This window comes from Pedobacter sandarakinus (genome assembly GCF_026240095.1).
GTDB classification, from domain to species: Bacteria; Bacteroidota; Bacteroidia; order Sphingobacteriales; family Sphingobacteriaceae; genus Pedobacter; species Pedobacter sandarakinus.
The window spans coordinates 222,516-241,902 of record NZ_JAPIVG010000002.1; the positions used below are offsets into that span (position 1 = coordinate 222,516).

20 protein-coding genes are annotated in these 19,387 nt (G+C 36.9%); 15 read left to right on the plus strand and 5 right to left on the minus strand.

Annotated elements, in window-relative coordinates; genetic code table 11:
- Positions 1-96: 96 nt before the first annotated feature.
- The 3 genes from OQ268_RS06550 to lpdA all read right to left on the minus strand — a co-directional run bounded on the left by OQ268_RS06550 (position 97) and on the right by lpdA (position 2,884).
- Positions 97-456 carry a hypothetical protein gene (locus OQ268_RS06550; RefSeq protein ID WP_265855314.1) on the minus strand — a complete coding sequence of 120 codons (360 nt, stop codon included), beginning with the start codon at positions 454-456 and terminating at the stop codon, positions 97-99.
- A 64-nt stretch (positions 457-520) separates the two neighbouring features.
- Positions 521-1,360, minus strand: coding sequence for an MBL fold metallo-hydrolase (locus OQ268_RS06555; RefSeq protein WP_265855315.1), 840 nt, complete (start codon positions 1,358-1,360; stop codon positions 521-523).
- Positions 1,361-1,495: 135 nt separating this feature from the next.
- Entirely contained in the window at positions 1,496-2,884 is a 1,389-nt protein-coding gene (gene lpdA / locus OQ268_RS06560) for a dihydrolipoyl dehydrogenase (protein WP_265855316.1), read from the minus strand.
- 672 nt (positions 2,885-3,556) lie between these two features.
- Here lpdA and OQ268_RS06565 point away from each other — a divergent pair.
- The gene (locus tag OQ268_RS06565) at positions 3,557-6,907 is read left to right on the plus strand and encodes a TonB-dependent receptor (RefSeq protein WP_265855317.1); all 3,351 of its coding nucleotides are present in this window, start codon (positions 3,557-3,559) and stop codon (positions 6,905-6,907) included.
- Positions 6,908-7,041: 134 nt separating this feature from the next.
- On the opposite strand, the gene OQ268_RS06570 is transcribed toward OQ268_RS06565, so the two are convergent.
- Positions 7,042-8,160: an alpha/beta hydrolase gene (locus tag OQ268_RS06570; RefSeq protein ID WP_265855318.1), complete on the minus strand. Its 1,119-nt coding sequence runs from the start codon at positions 8,158-8,160 to the stop codon at positions 7,042-7,044.
- A gap of 147 nt (positions 8,161-8,307) precedes the next feature.
- On the opposite strand from OQ268_RS06570, the gene OQ268_RS06575 reads away from it, so the two are divergent.
- From OQ268_RS06575 to OQ268_RS06585, 3 genes are read left to right on the plus strand one after another with little or no spacing between them, the layout of a single operon-like run.
- The gene (locus tag OQ268_RS06575; RefSeq protein WP_265855319.1) at positions 8,308-8,676 is read left to right on the plus strand and encodes a SpoIIAA family protein; all 369 of its coding nucleotides are present in this window, start codon (positions 8,308-8,310) and stop codon (positions 8,674-8,676) included.
- Between the two features lie 17 nt (positions 8,677-8,693).
- Positions 8,694-8,846, plus strand: coding sequence for a hypothetical protein (locus OQ268_RS06580; protein WP_265855320.1), 153 nt, complete (start codon positions 8,694-8,696; stop codon positions 8,844-8,846).
- Between the two features lie 5 nt (positions 8,847-8,851).
- On the plus strand, positions 8,852-9,661 hold the full coding sequence (locus OQ268_RS06585; RefSeq protein WP_265855321.1) for a mechanosensitive ion channel family protein: 810 nt from the start codon (positions 8,852-8,854) through the stop codon (positions 9,659-9,661).
- 2 nt (positions 9,662-9,663) lie between these two features.
- On the opposite strand, the gene OQ268_RS06590 is transcribed toward OQ268_RS06585, so the two are convergent.
- On the minus strand, positions 9,664-10,032 hold the full coding sequence (locus tag OQ268_RS06590; RefSeq protein WP_265855322.1) for a response regulator transcription factor: 369 nt from the start codon (positions 10,030-10,032) through the stop codon (positions 9,664-9,666).
- Positions 10,033-10,169: 137 nt separating this feature from the next.
- Here OQ268_RS06590 and OQ268_RS06595 point away from each other — a divergent pair, with 137 nt between their 5' ends.
- The 11 genes from OQ268_RS06595 (at position 10,170) to OQ268_RS06645 (ending at position 19,263) form a co-directional block, all read left to right on the plus strand.
- Positions 10,170-12,383 carry an ATP-binding protein gene (locus tag OQ268_RS06595; RefSeq protein ID WP_265855323.1) on the plus strand — a complete coding sequence of 738 codons (2,214 nt, stop codon included), beginning with the start codon at positions 10,170-10,172 and terminating at the stop codon, positions 12,381-12,383.
- 1 nt (position 12,384) lies between these two features.
- Positions 12,385-12,804, plus strand: coding sequence for a response regulator (locus OQ268_RS06600; protein WP_265855324.1), 420 nt, complete (start codon positions 12,385-12,387; stop codon positions 12,802-12,804).
- A 75-nt stretch (positions 12,805-12,879) separates the two neighbouring features.
- Complete coding sequence (locus OQ268_RS06605) at positions 12,880-13,485, plus strand: biliverdin-producing heme oxygenase (RefSeq protein WP_265855325.1); 606 nt, start codon at positions 12,880-12,882, stop codon at positions 13,483-13,485.
- Positions 13,486-13,647: 162 nt separating this feature from the next.
- Positions 13,648-13,827 (plus strand): hypothetical protein, encoded by a 180-nt coding sequence (locus OQ268_RS06610; protein ID WP_029285984.1) that lies wholly within the window; start codon positions 13,648-13,650, stop codon positions 13,825-13,827.
- A gap of 225 nt (positions 13,828-14,052) precedes the next feature.
- On the plus strand, positions 14,053-15,141 hold the full coding sequence (locus tag OQ268_RS06615) for an MBL fold metallo-hydrolase (protein ID WP_265855326.1): 1,089 nt from the start codon (positions 14,053-14,055) through the stop codon (positions 15,139-15,141).
- A gap of 48 nt (positions 15,142-15,189) precedes the next feature.
- A complete protein-coding gene (locus OQ268_RS06620) occupies positions 15,190-15,552 on the plus strand; it encodes a hypothetical protein (protein WP_265855327.1) in 363 nt (120 codons plus the stop codon).
- A 52-nt stretch (positions 15,553-15,604) separates the two neighbouring features.
- On the plus strand, positions 15,605-16,405 hold the full coding sequence (locus OQ268_RS06625) for a hypothetical protein (protein WP_265855328.1): 801 nt from the start codon (positions 15,605-15,607) through the stop codon (positions 16,403-16,405).
- Entirely contained in the window at positions 16,398-17,315 is a 918-nt protein-coding gene (gene miaA / locus OQ268_RS06630) for a tRNA (adenosine(37)-N6)-dimethylallyltransferase MiaA (RefSeq protein WP_265855329.1), read from the plus strand. The genes OQ268_RS06625 and miaA overlap by 8 nt, the downstream gene beginning before the upstream one ends.
- Before the next feature lie 128 nt (positions 17,316-17,443).
- Entirely contained in the window at positions 17,444-17,944 is a 501-nt protein-coding gene (locus tag OQ268_RS06635) for a hypothetical protein (RefSeq protein ID WP_265855330.1), read from the plus strand.
- Positions 17,945-18,085: 141 nt separating this feature from the next.
- Entirely contained in the window at positions 18,086-18,628 is a 543-nt protein-coding gene (locus OQ268_RS06640) for a hypothetical protein (protein WP_265855331.1), read from the plus strand.
- 101 nt (positions 18,629-18,729) lie between these two features.
- On the plus strand, positions 18,730-19,263 hold the full coding sequence (locus OQ268_RS06645) for a DUF3347 domain-containing protein (RefSeq protein WP_265855332.1): 534 nt from the start codon (positions 18,730-18,732) through the stop codon (positions 19,261-19,263).
- Positions 19,264-19,387 lie beyond the last annotated feature (124 nt).

The window sequence follows — 19,387 nt, forward strand, 5'->3', positions numbered from 1 at the left end:
CAGCAAATGTTTGTATTGTTGTAAATAGGAAGAGAAATATATGTGAAGACAGCCTAAAGTATATAAAATTTTCGGAGAATGATTTGAGTAATATAGTTATACAACATATCTATATAAGCAGTCGCTAATAAGGTGGTTCAATTTGAACATGGTAAAGGCACCCTGAAGGAGATCCTTAAAAGCAATAATCTCTAATGCATTTAATAGATAGATATGTTCACAGCCATTAAATGTTATGATCTCGAAATTGGCCCGGTCTGTATTCATCAACAAAGCCTCAATATCAGTATGCTCGATCACTTTTTTCAATTTCTGTAATGACAGGCAATTGTATTTCGCAAACTTCCCACCAAAATCTACAAAGAAGCAATTCAGTTTATCGGATTGATAGATTACTCCGTTTGCGTTTGTGAATACGTTAACCAATTCATTAATATCAATGCAAGCTTTTTCCATTGATACAAAAGTTGTTATTATTTAGATTAAATACAAATAAAGAAGGATGTTTTTTTAACTTATATTAAATTTCACTCAACGCGAAACTTTCAGATAACCTAATTCCCTTGTCGGTTTGTACAACAGTGCAACACTCGTTAAGTGGATCGTGCTCTAAATATAATATGTAATTGTTAGCCGCTGCTTCGGTCAAAAATTCTTTTTTTTCTTTCAAAGTTTGAAGCGGAAACATATCATAAGCCATAACGTAGGGTAGTGGTATATGGCCAACAGAAGGCAGCAGATCTGCAACATATACAATCGTATGCTCTTTGTAGCTTATTTTTGGAAGCATCATGGCATCGGTATGCCCATATGCAAATTTGATATCTACGTTTCTTTTCCAGGCACTATTAACTTCTTCTGCTATGAAATTCAATTGTCCACTCTCCTGAATTGGAATAATATTTTCTTTTAGGAATGATGCTTTCTCTCTAGCATTTGGCTCAATCGCCCATTGCCAATGTTTTTCATTACTCCAGTAATGGGCATTTTTAAACGTAGGAATCAATTTTTCTCCTGTCCTTTTTATTGCACCTCCTACATGATCGAAGTGCAGATGCGTGAGGAAAACATCAGTAATGTCTTCCGTAGAAAATCCTAGTTTATGGAGTGACTTCTCAAGCGAGTCATCTCCGTGCAAATCATAGTGGCTAAAGAACTTTTCATCCTGCTTGTCGCCGATACCAGTGTCTACCAATATCAAATTCTTACCATCTTCAATCAATAAGCATCGCATGGCCCATGTACAAAGATTATTTGAATCTGCAGGGTTAGTGCGTTGCCATATACTTTTAGGTACCACTCCAAACATGGCGCCACCATCAAGCTTAAACATTCCGGTATTTATAGTATGAAGTTTCATTACGGTTTAGGGGGTTAAGAGAAAAAGACCTTTAAAATTACAAAAACCCTTCAGTTTAACTGAAGGGTTTTTAAATGTATTTATAATTTAACGCTAACTGCTCGATACTGAGCCTAAGCATTTAATATGTATAGCTTATAGATGTATTACTTCCCCGTAAGCATCCGCGGCTGCCTCCATAATTGCTTCACTCATGGTAGGGTGTGGATGTACAGATTTGATCATCTCATGACCTGTAGTTTCCAGTTTGCGGGCAACAACAATTTCTGCAATCATTTCAGTTACATTAGCACCGATCATGTGTGCACCGAGCAATTCGCCATATTTAGCATCAAAAATTAATTTGATAAATCCATCTTTCGCGCCAGCAGCACTTGCTTTTCCCGATGCCGAGAAAGGAAACTTCCCAATTTTTAATTCGTAACCTGCAGCTTTTGCTGCTTTCTCAGTATAACCTACCGATGCAATTTCGGGCGTGCAATAAGTACATCCAGGAATGTTGTTGTAATCTAACGCTTCTACATGTTGACCAGCAATTTTCTCTACGCAGATAATTCCTTCAGCAGATGCCACGTGCGCAAGAGCTTGTCCGCCTACTACATCGCCAATAGCATAATACCCTTTTACTGATGTATTGTAAAACTCGTCAGTTACGATCTTACCTTTTTCAGTCTTGATGCCAGTTTCTTCCAGCCCAATGTTTTCGATGTTTGACACAATACCAGCTGCAGATAGCACAATATCAGCTTCTAAAGTTTGCATGCCAGATGCGGTTTTTACTTGAATTTTGCATCCATTTCCGCTTGTATCAACAGACTCTACACTAGACGAAGTCATGATGTCGATACCGATTTTTTTCAGGCTTTTTAATAACTGTTTCGAAACATCTTCATCTTCTACCGGAACGACGTTATCCATAAATTCTACGATAGTAACCTTGGTACCCATTGTAGCATAGAAATAAGCAAATTCTACTCCAATAGCTCCAGATCCTACCACGACCATACTTTTGGGTTGTTCTGGCAAAACCATGGCCTGGCGATAACCAATTATTTTCTTCCCATCTTGCTTTAGGTTTGGCAATTCTCTCGAACGGGCACCAGTTGCAATGATGATGTTTTTAGCGGTTAGCTCTTTTTGAGAACCATCAGCACCTTTAACTTCCAGTTTGTTTCCCGGCTTCACTTTCCCGGTTCCCATAATTACCTCAATCTTGTTTTTTTTCATCAAGAATTGAACACCTTTGCTCATACCGTCGGCAACACCTCTGCTGCGTTTTACAACCGCAGAAAAATCTGCCGTAGCATCAGCAGTTGTAATACCGTAATCTGCTGCATGGTTGATGTATTCAAAAACTTGAGCACTTTTCAGCAATGCTTTTGTAGGGATGCAACCCCAGTTTAAACAAATACCACCCAATGATTCACGCTCTACAATGGCAACTTTCATTCCTAATTGTGAAGCTCTGATTGCAGCTACATAACCACCTGGGCCGCTGCCTAAAACAATAACGTCGTAATTCATTTGTTTTCTTTTTATTTTAATGTCAGATGATTTCTAAGCCTATACCTTTAATATAGTAACACTCATCCGCTATTCATTCATACTATAATCTATATTCATTATTTAACCTGATGAAGGTTATATAAAGGTCTATTCTGTCAGCATATAACCTTGGCGATAATATAATACCTAAATTATATCTCTTAGACGACCGCCAAAACTAAAAAAAAATTGTCAAATGGTAAGTTGATAATTCATTTACTGACAGAAAAACTGTAAAATAATAAGTTTAAGGTTTTTTGAGGATATAAATACATAATTTATGGATTTCTCCATGTTCCAGGTGTTGAATAATTGTAAAAAAAAACAATTTGCCAAGATTGTAGATCAAACAATTATGCAACTTATAGCAGCTTTTTATGATTTCCAAAATAATATTCGATTGAACATTTCGCTTCTCGAATTTTAATTTTTTACGTCTTTTTGTAAGAAATCTATATATTTTTTTTCAAGTTATTGATAAAGTGTAAGTTATAGTAGGTATATAGCGTGTTAATTGTTGAAAAGTTTTGTAATGCTTAACGATAATTTAACATTGAATGTTAAAATGTGTTAATTTTTATTAGCTACATTTGCGCCAATAAAATCATTCTTGGTATTATTTAACAACAAAAAACAATTAAAAAACAAAGTATGAAGAAATCTTTACTTTTAAGATTAGTACTCGTTATTGTTGCATTTGTGGGAATTACTTTTGGTGCAAATGCACAGGTAACTACATCATCAATGACAGGAACCATTAAGGATGCCAAAGGCGCCTTACCTGGTGCAAGTGTAAAAGCTACACACACGCCTACAGGAACAGTTTATTCTGTCTCCACAAACAATGATGGTAGATTTACAATCGGCGGTATGCGTGTTGGTGGCCCTTATACAATTGAAGTTAGTTTTGTTGGTTACAGACCTGAAAAATTAACTGATGTAAGTTTAAAACTGGGTGAACCCTATCTTTTAAATTTAACTCTGGTAGACAACAGTGCTACATTAGCAGAAGTTAAAGTGGTTGGGCAAAGTACCAACAGTATCTTAAACTCGAATAAAAATGGTACTTCAACAGTTATTGGTAAGCAGCAGATACAAGCTTTGCCTACTATATCAAGAAGTGTTAATGATTTAACGCGTTTAACTCCTCAAGCAAACGGAACATCGATTGGAGGAGGTAACTATAGATCAAATAACTTTACTGTTGATGGTGCTAACTTTAACAATCAGTTCGGTATTGGTCAAAACATTCCTGCTAATGGATCGCCAATTTCTATTGATGCGTTAGAACAAATTTCGATTAACGTTACGCCTTATGATGTTCGTCAAACAGGTTTTACTGGTGGATCTGTAACCGCTGTTACCCGTTCTGGTACAAATAACTTCTCTGGAAATGCATTTTATACCATGAGAAATGAAGATAATCAAGGTAAACGAATTGGCGATACCTATAGAATCCCAACTTTGCAGCCGCTAGATGAGAAAAACTACGGTTTTAGCTTAGGCGGTCCGATTGTAAAGGATAAATTATTTTTCTTTGTTAACTACGAAAAGAAACACACGGCTGAAGCGGGTACACAACGCATCGCTGCTACTCCAGCAAATCCATACAGTCCAGCAAATCCAAATGTTGTGCAGGCATCTGCTTCTTTCTTAAATGAAGTGTCATCTTATTTAAGCACTAAATACGGATACCAAACTGGTCCATACGAAGGTTATCAAAACGTTAGCGACAATGAGAAAATGTTCGCTCGTTTAGATTGGAATATCAATAAAAATCATCGTTTCAGTGTACGTTATAACCAAGTAGAAAGTCAATCTCCTTCGTTCGCTAGTACTTCGGTTACCAACTCTGGTGTTACCGGAGCGCTGTCTTATAATAACCAGCGTTCAGGTACTGCTCGTAATGCAGGTATACCTTTTTATAATTCAAACTATTATCAGGCAGCAAATTTATACTCTGCCGTTGCCGAATTAAACTCAAACTTTGGTAGCAAAATTACCAACGTTGCTCGTGTAACGTATTCACATCAAAATGATCCTAGAAACTCTGATAGTGCAGAGTTTCCCTTAGTTGATATTTTAGATGGTACACAAACAAGTGCAAATGCCGGAAACGTTTTAACTACTTTCGGTTATGAGCCATTTACATATGGTAACTTACGTGATGTAACTGGATATACTTATAGCGATGATTTAAGTTTAGCATTAGGAAAACATAACCTAACAATTGGTCTGCAAGCAGAGTTAAGTACCACAAAGAATGGTTTCCAACGTTTTGGTACAGGTTTTTATACTTTTAGATCTTGGAATGATTTTATAACAAACCAAAGACCCCTACAATATTCAGTAACTTATCCATTGACAGCAGACGGATCTCAAGCGTTTCCAAGTTTTAAATTTGCACAATATTCGGCTTACATTCAGGATGAGTTTTCAATATCTGAACGCTTTAAGTTAACTGCTGGTTTGCGTGTAGAGCAAGCTACCTATCCAGATGCTGCAGAAATACAAACGCATCCTTTAGTTGCTGCTCAAACTTTTGCAAATGGCAAGAAAGTAGATACAGGTGTTTTACCGGGTAACACGCTTTCTTACTCTCCACGCTTAGGCTTTAACTGGGATGTGCTAGGTGATCGTTCTTTACAAGTTCGTGGAGGTTCTGGTATTTTCACCGGACGAGTTCCATTTGTATGGATAGTATCTCAATCAAGCGATGCTGGTCTATTACAGTTCTTACAAGTATATTCGGGCAGTACCACACCTTTCTTTAACCCTAGTATAGCACCAAATTTGTTATCGGCAACTAAACCTGCAGCCGGAACTTCTATTCCAGGTACCATAAGTGTAATGTCTCCAGACTTGAAATTCCCTCAAACATGGAAATCTAGTTTAGCAATTGATGCAAAATTACCTTGGGGTGTTGTGGGTACTTTAGAAGGTATTTACGGAAGAGATCTTAGGGTTGCAGTTGCTAAGAATGTAAATCTTGTTGATCCTACAAATCTTGCCATTTCAGGTTATCCAGATAATAGACCATTGTTTCCATCTTCTGTTTCTGGAAGACAAGTGGTAGATATTAACGCTGCAGGTATCCCAACTGCAAACGGAACCGGAACGTTGAATGTTACCGAAATGACAAATGCTAAAGGTGGCTACAACTGGCAGGTTACAGCCCAATTAACAAAACAATTTACAAGTGGAATGTCTGCAATGATTGCTTACACACGCTCAGACCAACGGAATTATGGTGATGGCGCTGGTGATCAATTAGGTAACTTATGGTCAATTCCTCAGACTTCTGGAAATCCCAACGACCCTACGCTAAGTTATTCAAATAACTTAACACCAGATAGAATAATTGCAAGCGTTTCTTATCGCAAAGAATTTTTGAGAAACTTGGCCACTAACGTGTCAGTGTTTTACGAAGGTGCTCAACAAGGTAGATTCTCTTACACTTATGGTGCTGATTTTAACCGTGATGGTGTTAATGGTAATGATTTAATGTATATTCCAAGGAATGCAAGTGAAATTGATTTTGTTGCACAAAGTATTACTACCAACGGTGTAACAAGAACATTTACTGGTCCGGAACAAAGCCAAATCTTTGAAAATTACATTGCACAAGACGAATACTTAAACGCACATAGAGGCGAATATGCAACACGTAATGGCGCAACTTTACCTTGGAGAAATCAATTTGACTTTAGGTTAACTCAAGAAATTTTCAAAAATTACGGAAAAACAAAAAATTCATTTCAATTTACAGTTGATATCTTCAATGTTGGAAACTTGTTGAATAGGAAATGGGGAAATAGAAATTTCGTAAACAGTACATCTGTTTTAGTTCCAACCAATTCGGGTTTAGTTACCAACACTACTAGACCTACTTTCAGATTAAATACTGCTGGTGGAGATGTAATTCGTGATACTTTTGGTACCACTCAAACAATATCTTCAACTTACTACATGCAGTTTGGTGTTCGTTATAACTTCAACTAGTACAAAGAGTTTTTTTCCCAAAATTCATTGGGTTAAAAGGTTATAAAGGAAAAGCAGTCAGTTTTTAAGCTGACTGCTTTTTTTGTCTTAAGACTGATGTGATAATGATCTATTAGACCAAAATTGTTAAAGAGTTATTTAAAAGCTGCTTTCAACTCATCTGATGCGTAGGCTTGGGCTGCTTTAGCTTCTGGAACTATAATCGCCATTCCGAAAAACTCGTGAGTCACGCCCTCATAGTTGCGACTGTTAACTTTAACACCTGCTGCTGACAACTTATTGGCTAGCATTGTTCCATCATCATGCAATGGGTCAATTTCTGCGGTTATGATTGTTGTAGGTGGCAGACCTTTTAAATTTGCATTTACTAAAGATATCTTCGGATTTTGCGCTTCAATCATCGTATTTAAATATTTTTCTGTAAACCAGCTCATCATGGGCTTATTTAATGGTTTTGCACTTGCATACATCTTATATGACTCAGTGTTCATATTAGCTTGAGCAATTGGGTAAACTAGTACCTGATGCACCGGAACCATAATTTTTTTATCTCTTGCCATGATAGATACGTTCGCTGCAAGATTCCCTCCAGCACTTTCCCCAACTACTGCTATCTTCGCCGGATCGCCTTTCAGACTAACAGCGTTCTTTACCACCCACTCGTAAGCAGCAAAAGCGTCATTATGTGCTGTTGGAAATTTGTTTTCTGGAGCTAAACGATAGGCTACTGAAACCACAACGGCTCCAACCTGTTCTGCTAGTCCCTGGGCAGATGCATTATAAACATCTAAGTTTGCAATAACAAATCCCCCTCCATGGTAGTAAACAATTACTGGAAACGGTCCGTTTCCGGTTTTTGGTGTATATACCCTAACATGAATTTTGGCACCGTTAACATCTATGTCCTTACCCATAGTATCTACTTTAGGTGCTGGCATTGTAATATTATTCGCCTTAACCAAATCCATTACTGCATCTGTCGGCGTGTGGTTTTTTCTAGCCTCAGTTGCGCTTAAAGTTTCAATTGGCTTGTCGCCGTAACTTGCCAACTTTTCTATAACAGCCTGCATTTCAGGTTTTATACTTTGTCCCCATTCTGGTGGAGGACCAGCAGGTTTTAATGTAGAAACCGTCGTTGTATCCATCATTGTAGAATCAGACGTATTTGCGGTTTTAGAATCATTTGTGCAAGCGGAAACGCTCGCTGCTACTACGAATGCTGCAGTAGTAATTTTTAGGAAATTATTTTTCATTGTATTATAATTATGGTAAACGTTGTTTCGATAACATTATCAACATGATAAGAGTTTTAATCTGTTTACAACTTTATAGAATTGCTGCGATGTGTAAAACATCTTTAACAAATAGCGTGTTAAACCATAAAGAAAAGATATATACGTATGCTAACAGAAATCACAGGATTACCTGATTATATTTTTGGGGTAAGAGCAACTGGAGAGGTTACCAGTAATGATTTGAAAGATGTGCTATTGCCTGGACTCAGCAGAACAGCGGATCGGTTTGGGGAAATCAGATATTTGCTCGTTTTGGAAACGGAAGTAAAAAATTTTACAGCTGGTGCTTGGATTCAAGATGCGAAAGCCGGTTTGAAGAACTTTACTAAGTGGAAAAAAATTGCCGTGGTAAGTCAAGAGAAAGGAGTGGAATGGTTTACAGATGTATTTACCATTGCTACACCGGGGCAGTCGAAAGGATTTAAGCCAGAAGAATTAGAGCAGGCCAAAGCTTGGTTGGCAGCTGAAGATTAACCTTAAAACAAGAACCTATGAAAAATTCTAAAACAACGGAAGAGCAGAACAAGGCTACGGCACTGCCAAAAGAGAAAGCCAAAGGCGCTGCAGAAAGTACAACATCTGCGAAAGACGCAAAAAAGGTCAACGTAGAAAAAAAACAACCATCAAAAAAAGAGCAACCTTAATATTAATGAATCTCAATACGTTTAGTGTTAGTAAGATTTACGATCGAGCATATGAATGGATTATACTTAAGGGTCCATCTATAATAGCTGGTATTTTCGTTTTAATTATAGGCTTTTGGTTTATCGGCGTCTTAAGTAAATGGATGAAAGCAAGTATGGAGAGGCGGGCAGTTAATCCATCTTTATCTCCCTTTCTGTCTAGCTTGGTAGTAATCGTTTTACGTGTGCTGTTAATATTAACCGTAATGCAAATTATCGGCCTTCAGCTTACTTTTCTAACTGTGCTGGTAGGTGGGATTGGTGTTGCTGCCGGATTAGCGCTTTCTGGTACCCTACAGAATTTTGCAAGCGGCGTACTCATTCTGCTGCTAAAACCATTTGCGGTGGGAGATAATATTATTGCACAGGGGCAGGAAGGCACGGTTACCTCCATCCAAATATTCTATACACTGGTAAAGACTTTTGATAACCGAACAGTAGTTATTCCAAATAGTAAACTTTCTAATGAGGTTATTATAAACATCAGTAGGGAAGGAAGTAGGCGACTGGATATTGAATTGAAATTTAACTATGGAGTAGAATATCGGTTAGTAGAGTCGGTTTTCAATAAAACAGTAGATGAGTTTAAAGACTGCCTAAAATTGCCGCAACGTAGAATAGGTGTATCGGTTCTAGAAGAGAGTGGCTATAAAGTTGCCATGAATATTTGGTTGAAAGCCCATGGTTTTACAGATAGTAAGCTTTCATTTCAACAGCTCTTAATGCGCAACCTTAAAACAGGAGGTATAAAGCTTCCAGGAATGCCAGAACAGTAATTTTAAGACTTTAAGAGTGCATAAATTTTGTCCATCAGTTCATCTATGTTGAATGGTTTCGACATAAAATCATCTGCATATACCTCATCAAGTGAATAATTTCCCGAATTATATCGGGCAGAAATCATTAATACGGGTATATGTTTAGTAGCTGCTGATTCTTTGATTTCCTTGAGCAACAACCTGCCATCGATATCTGGGAGCATGATGTCCATGATAATGACATCCGGAGTAAATTGTTTTACATGGTTAAAAAAATTGATACCATTATTTAAGCCTGATACATGAAAAGCTTCGCTTTCTAATATCAGGGTAATCACATCCAGTATTGCATGGTTATCTTCAATAACCAGTATGTTTTTTTTTGCCAAGAGGGAGATAGGGGTGTTTAATATTTAGGCAAAGATAAATAAAAAAAAATCTCAACAATAAAATTAATTACTTTGACAAAAATGGGGCTAATATTTGCTTAGTGAATTGTTGCCATACTTTTGTAATTTTGAAAAACATGAACCAATTCACCGTAGACTTAACCAATTGCGATAAAGAGCCGATCCATATTCCTGGAAAAGTACAGTCTCATGGTTTTCTAATAGCTGTCGATCAAGCTTCCTTAACTATTAATTATATTAGTGAAAACGTTTCAGGATTTATAAACCAGCTCCCAACAAAGATCTTGGGTCAGCATTTAGAGGTTATCAACCAATTCCTGACTCAACAAGAACCTAAATTTAACTTAGTAGACCTTTTAAATCTAGGCATCATCAGAAAAAGTTTTGATGCCATTAGCCCCCATCCCGTAGAGATCAACGGAAATCCATATTATGTGATCATTTCGTCTAGTGTAAATCACTGGCTAATTGAATTTGAGCCGGTTACCCTACAGTATGATATACAAAGCTTAATTGGCCGTTCTGCATCTTTGATTCTACAGGGAAAAAATGTTACGACCGTTTTAAATGGAGCAGCACAAGAAGTTAAAAAGTTAATCGATTATGATCGGGTAATGATTTACAAATTTTTGGATGACGGACATGGAGAAGTAGTCGCGGAACAAAAAAATGATGATTTGGAGGCGTTCTTTGGTTTACATTATCCTGCTTCTGATATTCCTAAACAAGCGAGGGAACTGTATAAACTTAATATTACACGTTTAATTGCAGATGTAAATCAGGCAGATGCGCCAATATTAACTTATAACGAAGATCAGCCACTTGACCTTACTAACGCATCACTGCGAGCGGTGTCGCCTATCCATATTCAATATTTGAAAAATATGGGCGTTTATTCTAGCTTCAGTATTTCTTTACTTTCGCATGGAGAGTTATGGGGTCTGATTGCCTGCCATAATTATAGTCCAAAGTTTATTGATTATAAGGCTAGAGAAGGTGCCAAGCTTATGGGACAGATTCTATCTTCAGCATTAGAATATAAACAAGATGTAGAAGATGCAGAAGTTATTGAAAAATTCAGAGACACTGCAAGCGTGTTGTCGGAACATTTAAGCCGCGATAAATACCTTATAGACGCAATTACAAAACACAATATCAACATTTTAGACGTTACGCACGGAAGTGGTGCGGCTATAGTTTTTGAGAATAAGTTAAGTACAATAGGAGCTGTTCCTTCAGATGAAGAAATTTTATCATTGATTAATTGGTTGAAAGATAACAGCGACGAAACCATTTACCATACAAATCGCCTGGCAGAAATTTATTCGCCAGCAAAAAAATACAAAGAAATTGCGGCCGGAATTTTAGCTTGTACGCTAAGCCGTGAACTTGGCGAAATGATTATCTGGTTCAAACCAGAAATAATTACAACTGTAAATTGGGCTGGTAATCCTGAAAAGACGGCGACATTATCCGACAACGGATTAATGAGTTTATCACCTCGAAAATCTTTCGAAACATGGTCGCAAGTGGTGAAGAATACATCAGAAAGGTGGTTGCCTGAAGAAGTATCATCTGTGTTAAGGATTAGAGAAATAATCGTTACGGACGTCAATAAAAAGGCCAACCAAATTAGGTTACTTAATGAGAAACTGCAGGCAGCTTACGACGAATTGGATACCTTCAGTTACACCATTTCACATGACCTCCGAACTCCACTAACTTCGATAAAGACCTATGCCGAGTTAATGCTAAAGAATAAAAGTCTTGATGATAATGCTCGGAAAATGCTTGGCCGGATATTGACCGGATCAGAGAAAATGAATTTCCTTATTAAAGAGATTTTAAATCTCGCAAGAGTAGGTAGGTATGAGATTAATTCTGAGACCATAAACATGGGTGATTTAATTAATGAAATCAAGACCGATGTGTGGACGGCTTTTAAAGCAGACAAGGTAGAGCTGATTTTAGGGCATTTGCCAGATGTGCAAGGCGATAGAACTTTAATTACGCAAGTGTTTACAAATTTAATTAGTAATGCCGTTAAGTATAGCCTGATGGTTGAAACACCTCGGATTGAGGTTGCTGGATTTACCGATGGAGCCGAAATTATTTATAGTATTAGAGATAATGGTATAGGAATTGATAATCGATATTACGACAGGGTTTTTGAACTATTTAAGCGCATGGACAATGTTAAAGAAATTGAAGGAACAGGGGTTGGGTTAGCTATTGTAAAGCGTGTAATGGAACGACACCAGGGTAGAGTTTGGTTCGAAAGTAAATTGAACCATGGATCTACATTTTATGTAGCTTTTAAGAATAAATAACATGAATACGCCAGACATATTTTACGTGGAGGATGACATCGACTATGCATTTTTTATGCAAAGCGCTGTTCAAGAAGTTAAGGATACACTAAATTTAGCTATTGTTGAGGATGGAAAAGAAGCCCTTTCCAAACTTCAAAGCTTCGTTGATACGAAAACTAAACCAAAATTAATTTTGCTCGACCTGAACTTACCCGGTCTTTCGGGTTTAGATTTGCTTAAATGTATTAAGGAGATTCCTTACTTAAAATCTATTCCGGTTATCTTATTTTCAACGTCTGATAATCCTGATGATATAAAAGCCAGTGTAGAATTCGGTGCCAATGCTTACTTAACCAAGCCAGATGGCTATGATAACTTGGTAAGCTGCCTTCATTCTGTACACGACTTTTGGTTTAACCAGTACCTCAGGGTTAATTAGAAGTTACATATCCATAGTTTTATAGATTCGGTAATTAGCCGAATCTTTTGTTTTTAAAACCATTTTAGATTTTTTATGATTGCCAATATCTTAAGGGCTGAAACAGCAGAAAAGCACAAGGCCTTAGAGCAACTTATGTTTGTAGATAAAATTATGAACAAATCCCTCACGAGGGAAGAATTCAAAAAATTAATTACCATTAACTACATCATCCACCAGAGATTAGAAAATGAATTGGCCAATAAGTTGGATGTTAGTCTTGCCGAAGAGATCGATATGGCTTCACGCCTGAAGTTAGGTGCTTTAGAACAGGATTTAGATTATTGGGGCATAGATACGCTTACATTGCCAGAACTTAATTTTGAGTTATATATTCCAGCTAGAAACAACGCCGAAGTGTTGGGAGCTTTATATGTTTTGGAAGGCGCTACCTTAGGTGGAAATGTGATAAAAAAGCAATTGCTTGATAATGAGAATTTTAGTGATGTTGAAGGTGGATTAAATTACTATGGGGTATATGGTGGGGAACTGGGTATGAAATGGAAAAAGTTTGTAGATGTACTTAATAGTAGGGTAAGTGAGGATGATTACCAACGTTGTGTAGATAGTGCTAACAACACGTTTGATAATCTGATTAATCTGTCTAGACAGTTCAGTCAATCAAACAAATCAACATCCTAATTTGCAAAAAAATAGTTCTATTATATCGCTAGGGCATTTTTTTTATTGTGTAAATGTGCAAAACTTATTTTAAATTAAAATTTGCTTTCTGTTGTTAATTCAAGGTAAATATGTATAATTGAAAAAAATAAATTCTTTAAACCTTAAAAACATCAATTAGCGATGGAAAAATTCTCAAAAGTTAAAGCTGCTGTTGCTGCAATTGAAGCAGATGTAGAAAAATTTTATAATGCTGGCAATGCAGCTGCTGGTACTCGTGTGCGTAAAGCAATGCAAGATCTTAAAGTTTTAGCACAAGAAATCCGTGCAGAAGTAACTGAAAAGAAAAACTCTGAAAAATAATATTTCATGAGTATGAAACAAAAAGGCCCCGAAATTTCGGGGCCTTTTTGCTACCATAAATTTTTTCAATACCATTTTTTCGGAAACAAAATTAACCTAAGTTTTTCGACTCATGTCACATTAACCAAAATATTTCGGAAATCAGTGTCATCTTGCTTTTGCTTGACTAAACTTTAAGAATCTATATTGAATTATTTTATATTTTAGCTGCTTAACATATATAAAATGATATTATTGGTCGTTCTATTTTTTCTAATCATTGCAGGTGTAGTCATCCTAAATTTACCAGTTTTTGGCCGTTTGCCAGATGGTGCAAGAGCTGCCAGAATTCATCAGCTTCCAAATTATAGGGGCAGAGCTCTTGAAAACTTATCTCCAACACCAATGCAACCAGAAGGTGTAGGTTACTTGACAATTTTGAAAGAATTTTTCTTTGGAGATCATCCTAATAAGATGCCAGCTAGCGCTTTAGAATTTTTAACGCCGGATTTAACCTCGATTCCGGCAGAAAACTTGCCAGAAATTATCTGGTTTGGACACTCTTCCTATCTTGTCAAAATTAACGGACTGCGGATTTTGGTTGATCCTATTTTCAGTAAGGCTGCATCCCCATTCTCGTTTATTGGAAGCAAAGCGTTTCCTGGCACCGAATTGGTAAAATCAACGCATTTCAAAGATATAGATGTATTGTTGATTACTCACGACCATTATGATCATCTCGATTATGAAAGTGTTGTAACAATTGCACCGCAAGCTAAAAAGATTATCACGTCTGTAGGAGTAGGTTCGCATTTAGAACGTTGGGGAATTAACCCTAATCAAATCATAGAATTATGCTGGCATGAAAGTATAAATGTGTTTAATAAACTTACGTTTACAGCCGTCCCGGCCAGACATTTTACTGGTCGAAAGTTTAAACGTAATCAAACGTTATGGTCGGCTTTTGTACTTAAATCAGACCAGCACCAGCTGTTTCTAGGCGGGGATTCTGGCTATGATTCGCATTTTAGAGAAATTGGCAAAACCTACGGCCCGTTTGATTTGGCTGTTTTAGAATGCGGTCAATATAATGCTTACTGGCCTTACATTCATATGTTTCCCACCGAGGTTGTTAAGGCTGCAATTGATCTACAAGCAAAAGCATTACTGCCTGTGCATTGGGGAAAGTTTAGCCTGGCCATGCATCCCTGGAACGAACCTATCTCAGAAGTAACTGCGGCGGCTCAAGAAAAAGGTATGCCCATTGTTACGCCAAGATTAGGCGAGAGCGTGATATTGGGAAAATATATGCCAACGTTCAAATGGTGGCAATAACCTTAAACAATACTGCGATGTGGGTGTTTTAATCTAAATTAAAATAAGATGAAAACAGACCTTGTAGAAATTTTTCAGACCATAAGAGCAAGCGTACAGCCTTTTGCAACCAGAGGGTATACAGTTCACGAAAATTCTGAAACAGGATATGACTTGTACAGTGAGAAAAATACTCAGACAGCCGATAGGAAAGTTACTGAGCGTTTTTTTGTAGGAATTTATATAAATGGCAATGAGGTAGAGGTAAAGTTAAACACGGAGGATTTTAGTCCATCGAGCGATAATTTGGTTAATTTTGAAATGGATAAAGATGGATTCAAGATCAATAAACTAGATGATGAACAACTTCGCGAGATACATACTTTTATCGAAATAATTCACGCCAATTTTAAAGAAAAGCAGTGGATTTAAGCTCCAGAAGACTAAATTTGACCCTGCATCATTGCAGATAATTTAGTACGCTTTGGAACACTCAGGTTTATTAAACGAGAATTATAATTGGCATTTAAGTTTGAGTGAGCATATTAGCGCACTCAGACTTAAGTGTCTTTTATGTTTAGACGGGGATTTCTCTCTATTGAAAATTACTGATCATCCCGTATGGATAAATTTAGTTTCAATTGGGTCTGCACATACACCAATGGAGATGATTTCGTTTCAAGAGTATTACGCGATCAAAGGAATCCAAATTTGCCACCTTTGGGAAGATGTATGGCTCACAAAGCCAAATCAAGTTCTTGCCAGGATTACATCACTTACGGGTTTGAATAAGCGTATTCATGGTAGACAAACAATTGTTAGGAAAATAGATAAAAAACAAGCTAGCGATTTCTTAAATGTACACCATTTACAGGGTGCCGTAAATAGTCGTTATAAATTAGGGCTTTACTTTAAAGATGAATTAGTGGCAGTTGCGACTTTTGCTTCTCTTCGAAATATGAACTATAGTGAGAAATTTAGATCGTCAGAACTGATCCGGTTTGCGGTTAAATCAAATTACTCTGTTAATGGGGGTTTGAGTAAACTAATCGCCTTTTTTGTTGACCTTACCAAGCCAGATGACTTAATGACTTATGCTGATAGAGACTGGTCTGCTGGAGCCGCTTATTTTGGTTTAGGTTTTGAACTCACAGATATTCTACCCCCGCAAAGGTTTACAATAGATGCTGATTTACATCGGAGTCGACTAATTGATAGTTTAAATGTAACTTCAGTATCTAACACTGGCAGTTTAAAATTTATTTTAAGGTTAACGGATGTCTAAGTTCAATTTGATTGTAATTTTGGGTGCAACTGCATCGGGTAAAACCAAATTAGCAGTCGAGGTTGCAGATGTATTAAATGGTGAAATTATCAGCGCAGACAGTCGTCAGATATTTAAGCATATGGATATTGGAACTGGCAAAGATTTGTCTGAATATCAGCTTAAAACCAACAAAGTTCCTTACCATTTGATTGATATCTTAAATCCTGGGGAACGTTACCATGTAGATGCTTTCAAGAATGACTTTTTTACGGCATATGAATCTATTATTTCCAGAAATAAAGTGCCCATTCTCTGTGGTGGTACCGGGATGTACATTCATAGTTTATTACAAAATCAAGAATACACCGCAGTTCCGGTGAATCCCGATCTCAGGGCATCTTTAATTGAAAAGGATCGCGAGGATTTGCTGGTGGAGTTGGCCAACTTTCCCCAAAAAAACACAAGTCATGCAGATATTAGTTCCAAAAAGCGTTTGATTAGGGCTATTGAAATTGCCACATACCTGGAGCATCATGAGCTTAAGGAAGTGCAACGTCCCGATCTTATTCCACTTATCTTCGGTTTAAAAAGCGAAGTGCAACACACACGTACAAAAATTTGGACTAGGCTTGAATCACGGCTTGCTAACGGAATGATTAAGGAAGTAGAAAACCTATTGAAAATGGGTGTAGCGAAGGAAAGTTTAATATTTTATGGATTGGAATATAAATTCATTATTAGCTACCTGGATAATGTAATTACATATGATGAATTGAGAGCAAATCTATTTACTGCAATTTGCCAGTTTGCCAAGCGACAAAATACCTTCTTTAGAAAAATGGAAAAAGATGGTGTTGTAATCAATTGGTTGAACGCGTCGCTGAACACCAATCTACTAAAACAGCAGTTACTGCAAAAAGTTTTATAAAAAAATATTTAACAGTTTTTTTGTAATCTCGATGCTAAAAAGCCCTTTATCATATTAAAAACGCTCGTTTGGCACAAGTTTTGTAATTGGGGTGATATATTAATTTACTTTAAAATAATCACCTTATAATGAAAACAATTACTAAAATTTTTGCTACCTCAGCAGCTGTAGTGGCATTATTCTTATCAACAAATGTTAATGCACAATCTCGCAATTTAGGAATCGGTTTGAATGTAGGAGCAGGTACCTCAACTGGATATGGACTAGTATTAGGCGGAGATATCAGATATCAATTTAATGTTGATAAGCAACTGTCTATTCCTGTTACTGCCGGATATAATAATTTTTCAATCAAAGATTCTTTTGGTGGAGGAAGCTTCGGAGTAATCCCTGTTAAAGCTGGTGCAAAATATTTTTTCAATGATTCTGGTGCTGGTGCCTATGGTTTAGCTGAACTTGGTGCAGGGTTTGGCACTAACAAAGGTGCTGGAACATCATTTGTTTATTCTCCTGCAATTGGTTACGCCTGGAGCAATGGTTTAGACCTTGCCGCAAAATATGAAGGTTATTCTAATAATGGAAGCATCGGTTTTGCCGGCATCCGCTTAGCTTACGGATTTAGTCTGTAAGCAATAAACTTAGAGAAATCTCAACCTTGGGATTTCTCTAAGTTTTGTTAATTCTGAAAAAAATGAAAATTAACAAATCTAAAACATCCGCGTTTACGTATATTCCAAAAACCCTTAATTAATAATTTAAAAATATCTATCATGAAAACAATTACTAAATTTTTTGCTACAGCAGCAGCCCTTGCAATTTTCGCTACAACAGGCGTAAAAGCACAAACAATGACTACAACCGATGCTACTATGAACTCTGGAATGGGTTTTAAAGTTGGTGTTGGCGTTAGTGGTGGTATCTTTAGAGATAAATCTCCAATGGATTATGCCTACGGTGCCGATTTAAAATTACAATGGGACCTTACACCATACGTAGCTGTAACCGGTTCTGGTGGTTACACTAAATTAATGTCTAAAAACAATACCGTTGATCCAGATTTCATCCCAGTTAAAGGTGGTGTTAAAGTATTTCCAATTAAGAAAATGTACATTGCTACTGAAGCTGGAGCAGGTTTTGCCATCCAAGACGGTGCTAAAACTAACTTCATTTATTCTGGTGGATTCGGTTTCGAATTTGGTGGATTTGATGCAGGCGTGAGATACGAAGGTTACGTAAACGATAGCGCATCAACTTATTATTTCCCAAAAACTGGTCAGTATGCATTGCGCCTGGCTTACAATTTCAAATTGTAATTATAATTACATCATCATATATTTGGAAGCCCTGCAATTTGCGGGGCTTTTTTTATTATTTTAAAATTTAAATCGCTATTTTGAGCGGAAAACCAAATACCATGAAACGATTATTCGGATTATCGATATTAGCAACCTTGCTGGCTTGCGGTCAATCGGAACATAAATCTTCAGTACAACGTAGCGATTCAACCAACAGTGATTCTTCGGCAAAAATAAATGTTGTATCCTTTAAAGAGGATAAAAAAAATACAACGCTTGAAGCATATATATCATTGAAAGATGCGTTGGTGAAATCTGATGAGGTAGCCGCTCAAGGTGAAGCTGTTAAATTGCAGAGAAGTCTGGCTAAGCTAGAAGGGTGTGAGCTTACTGCTGAAATTGCTCAGCGGATAGCATCGACTCAAAATCTGGCAGATCAGCGAAAAAACTTTACAGCATTGAGTGCCGACCTTATTGCATTAATGAAAAGTTCAGCGCTTGAAAACGGTACCCTTTACATTCAACACTGCCCAATGGCTAATAAAGGTGATGGTGGAGATTGGCTATCAACTGCAAAAGATATTAAAAATCCATACTATGGCGATCAAATGCTAGAGTGCGGCCGCGTTATCGAAGAAATAAAATCAAATTGATAATTTTAGGGATGACGAAATAAGCATGATTGTTACTTCTGTTTGACGGTTTATTCATATAAATTTAACAGATTTGTTATGCTCGTATATTAATTTTATATAATTTAGAAAGCTATAAACACAA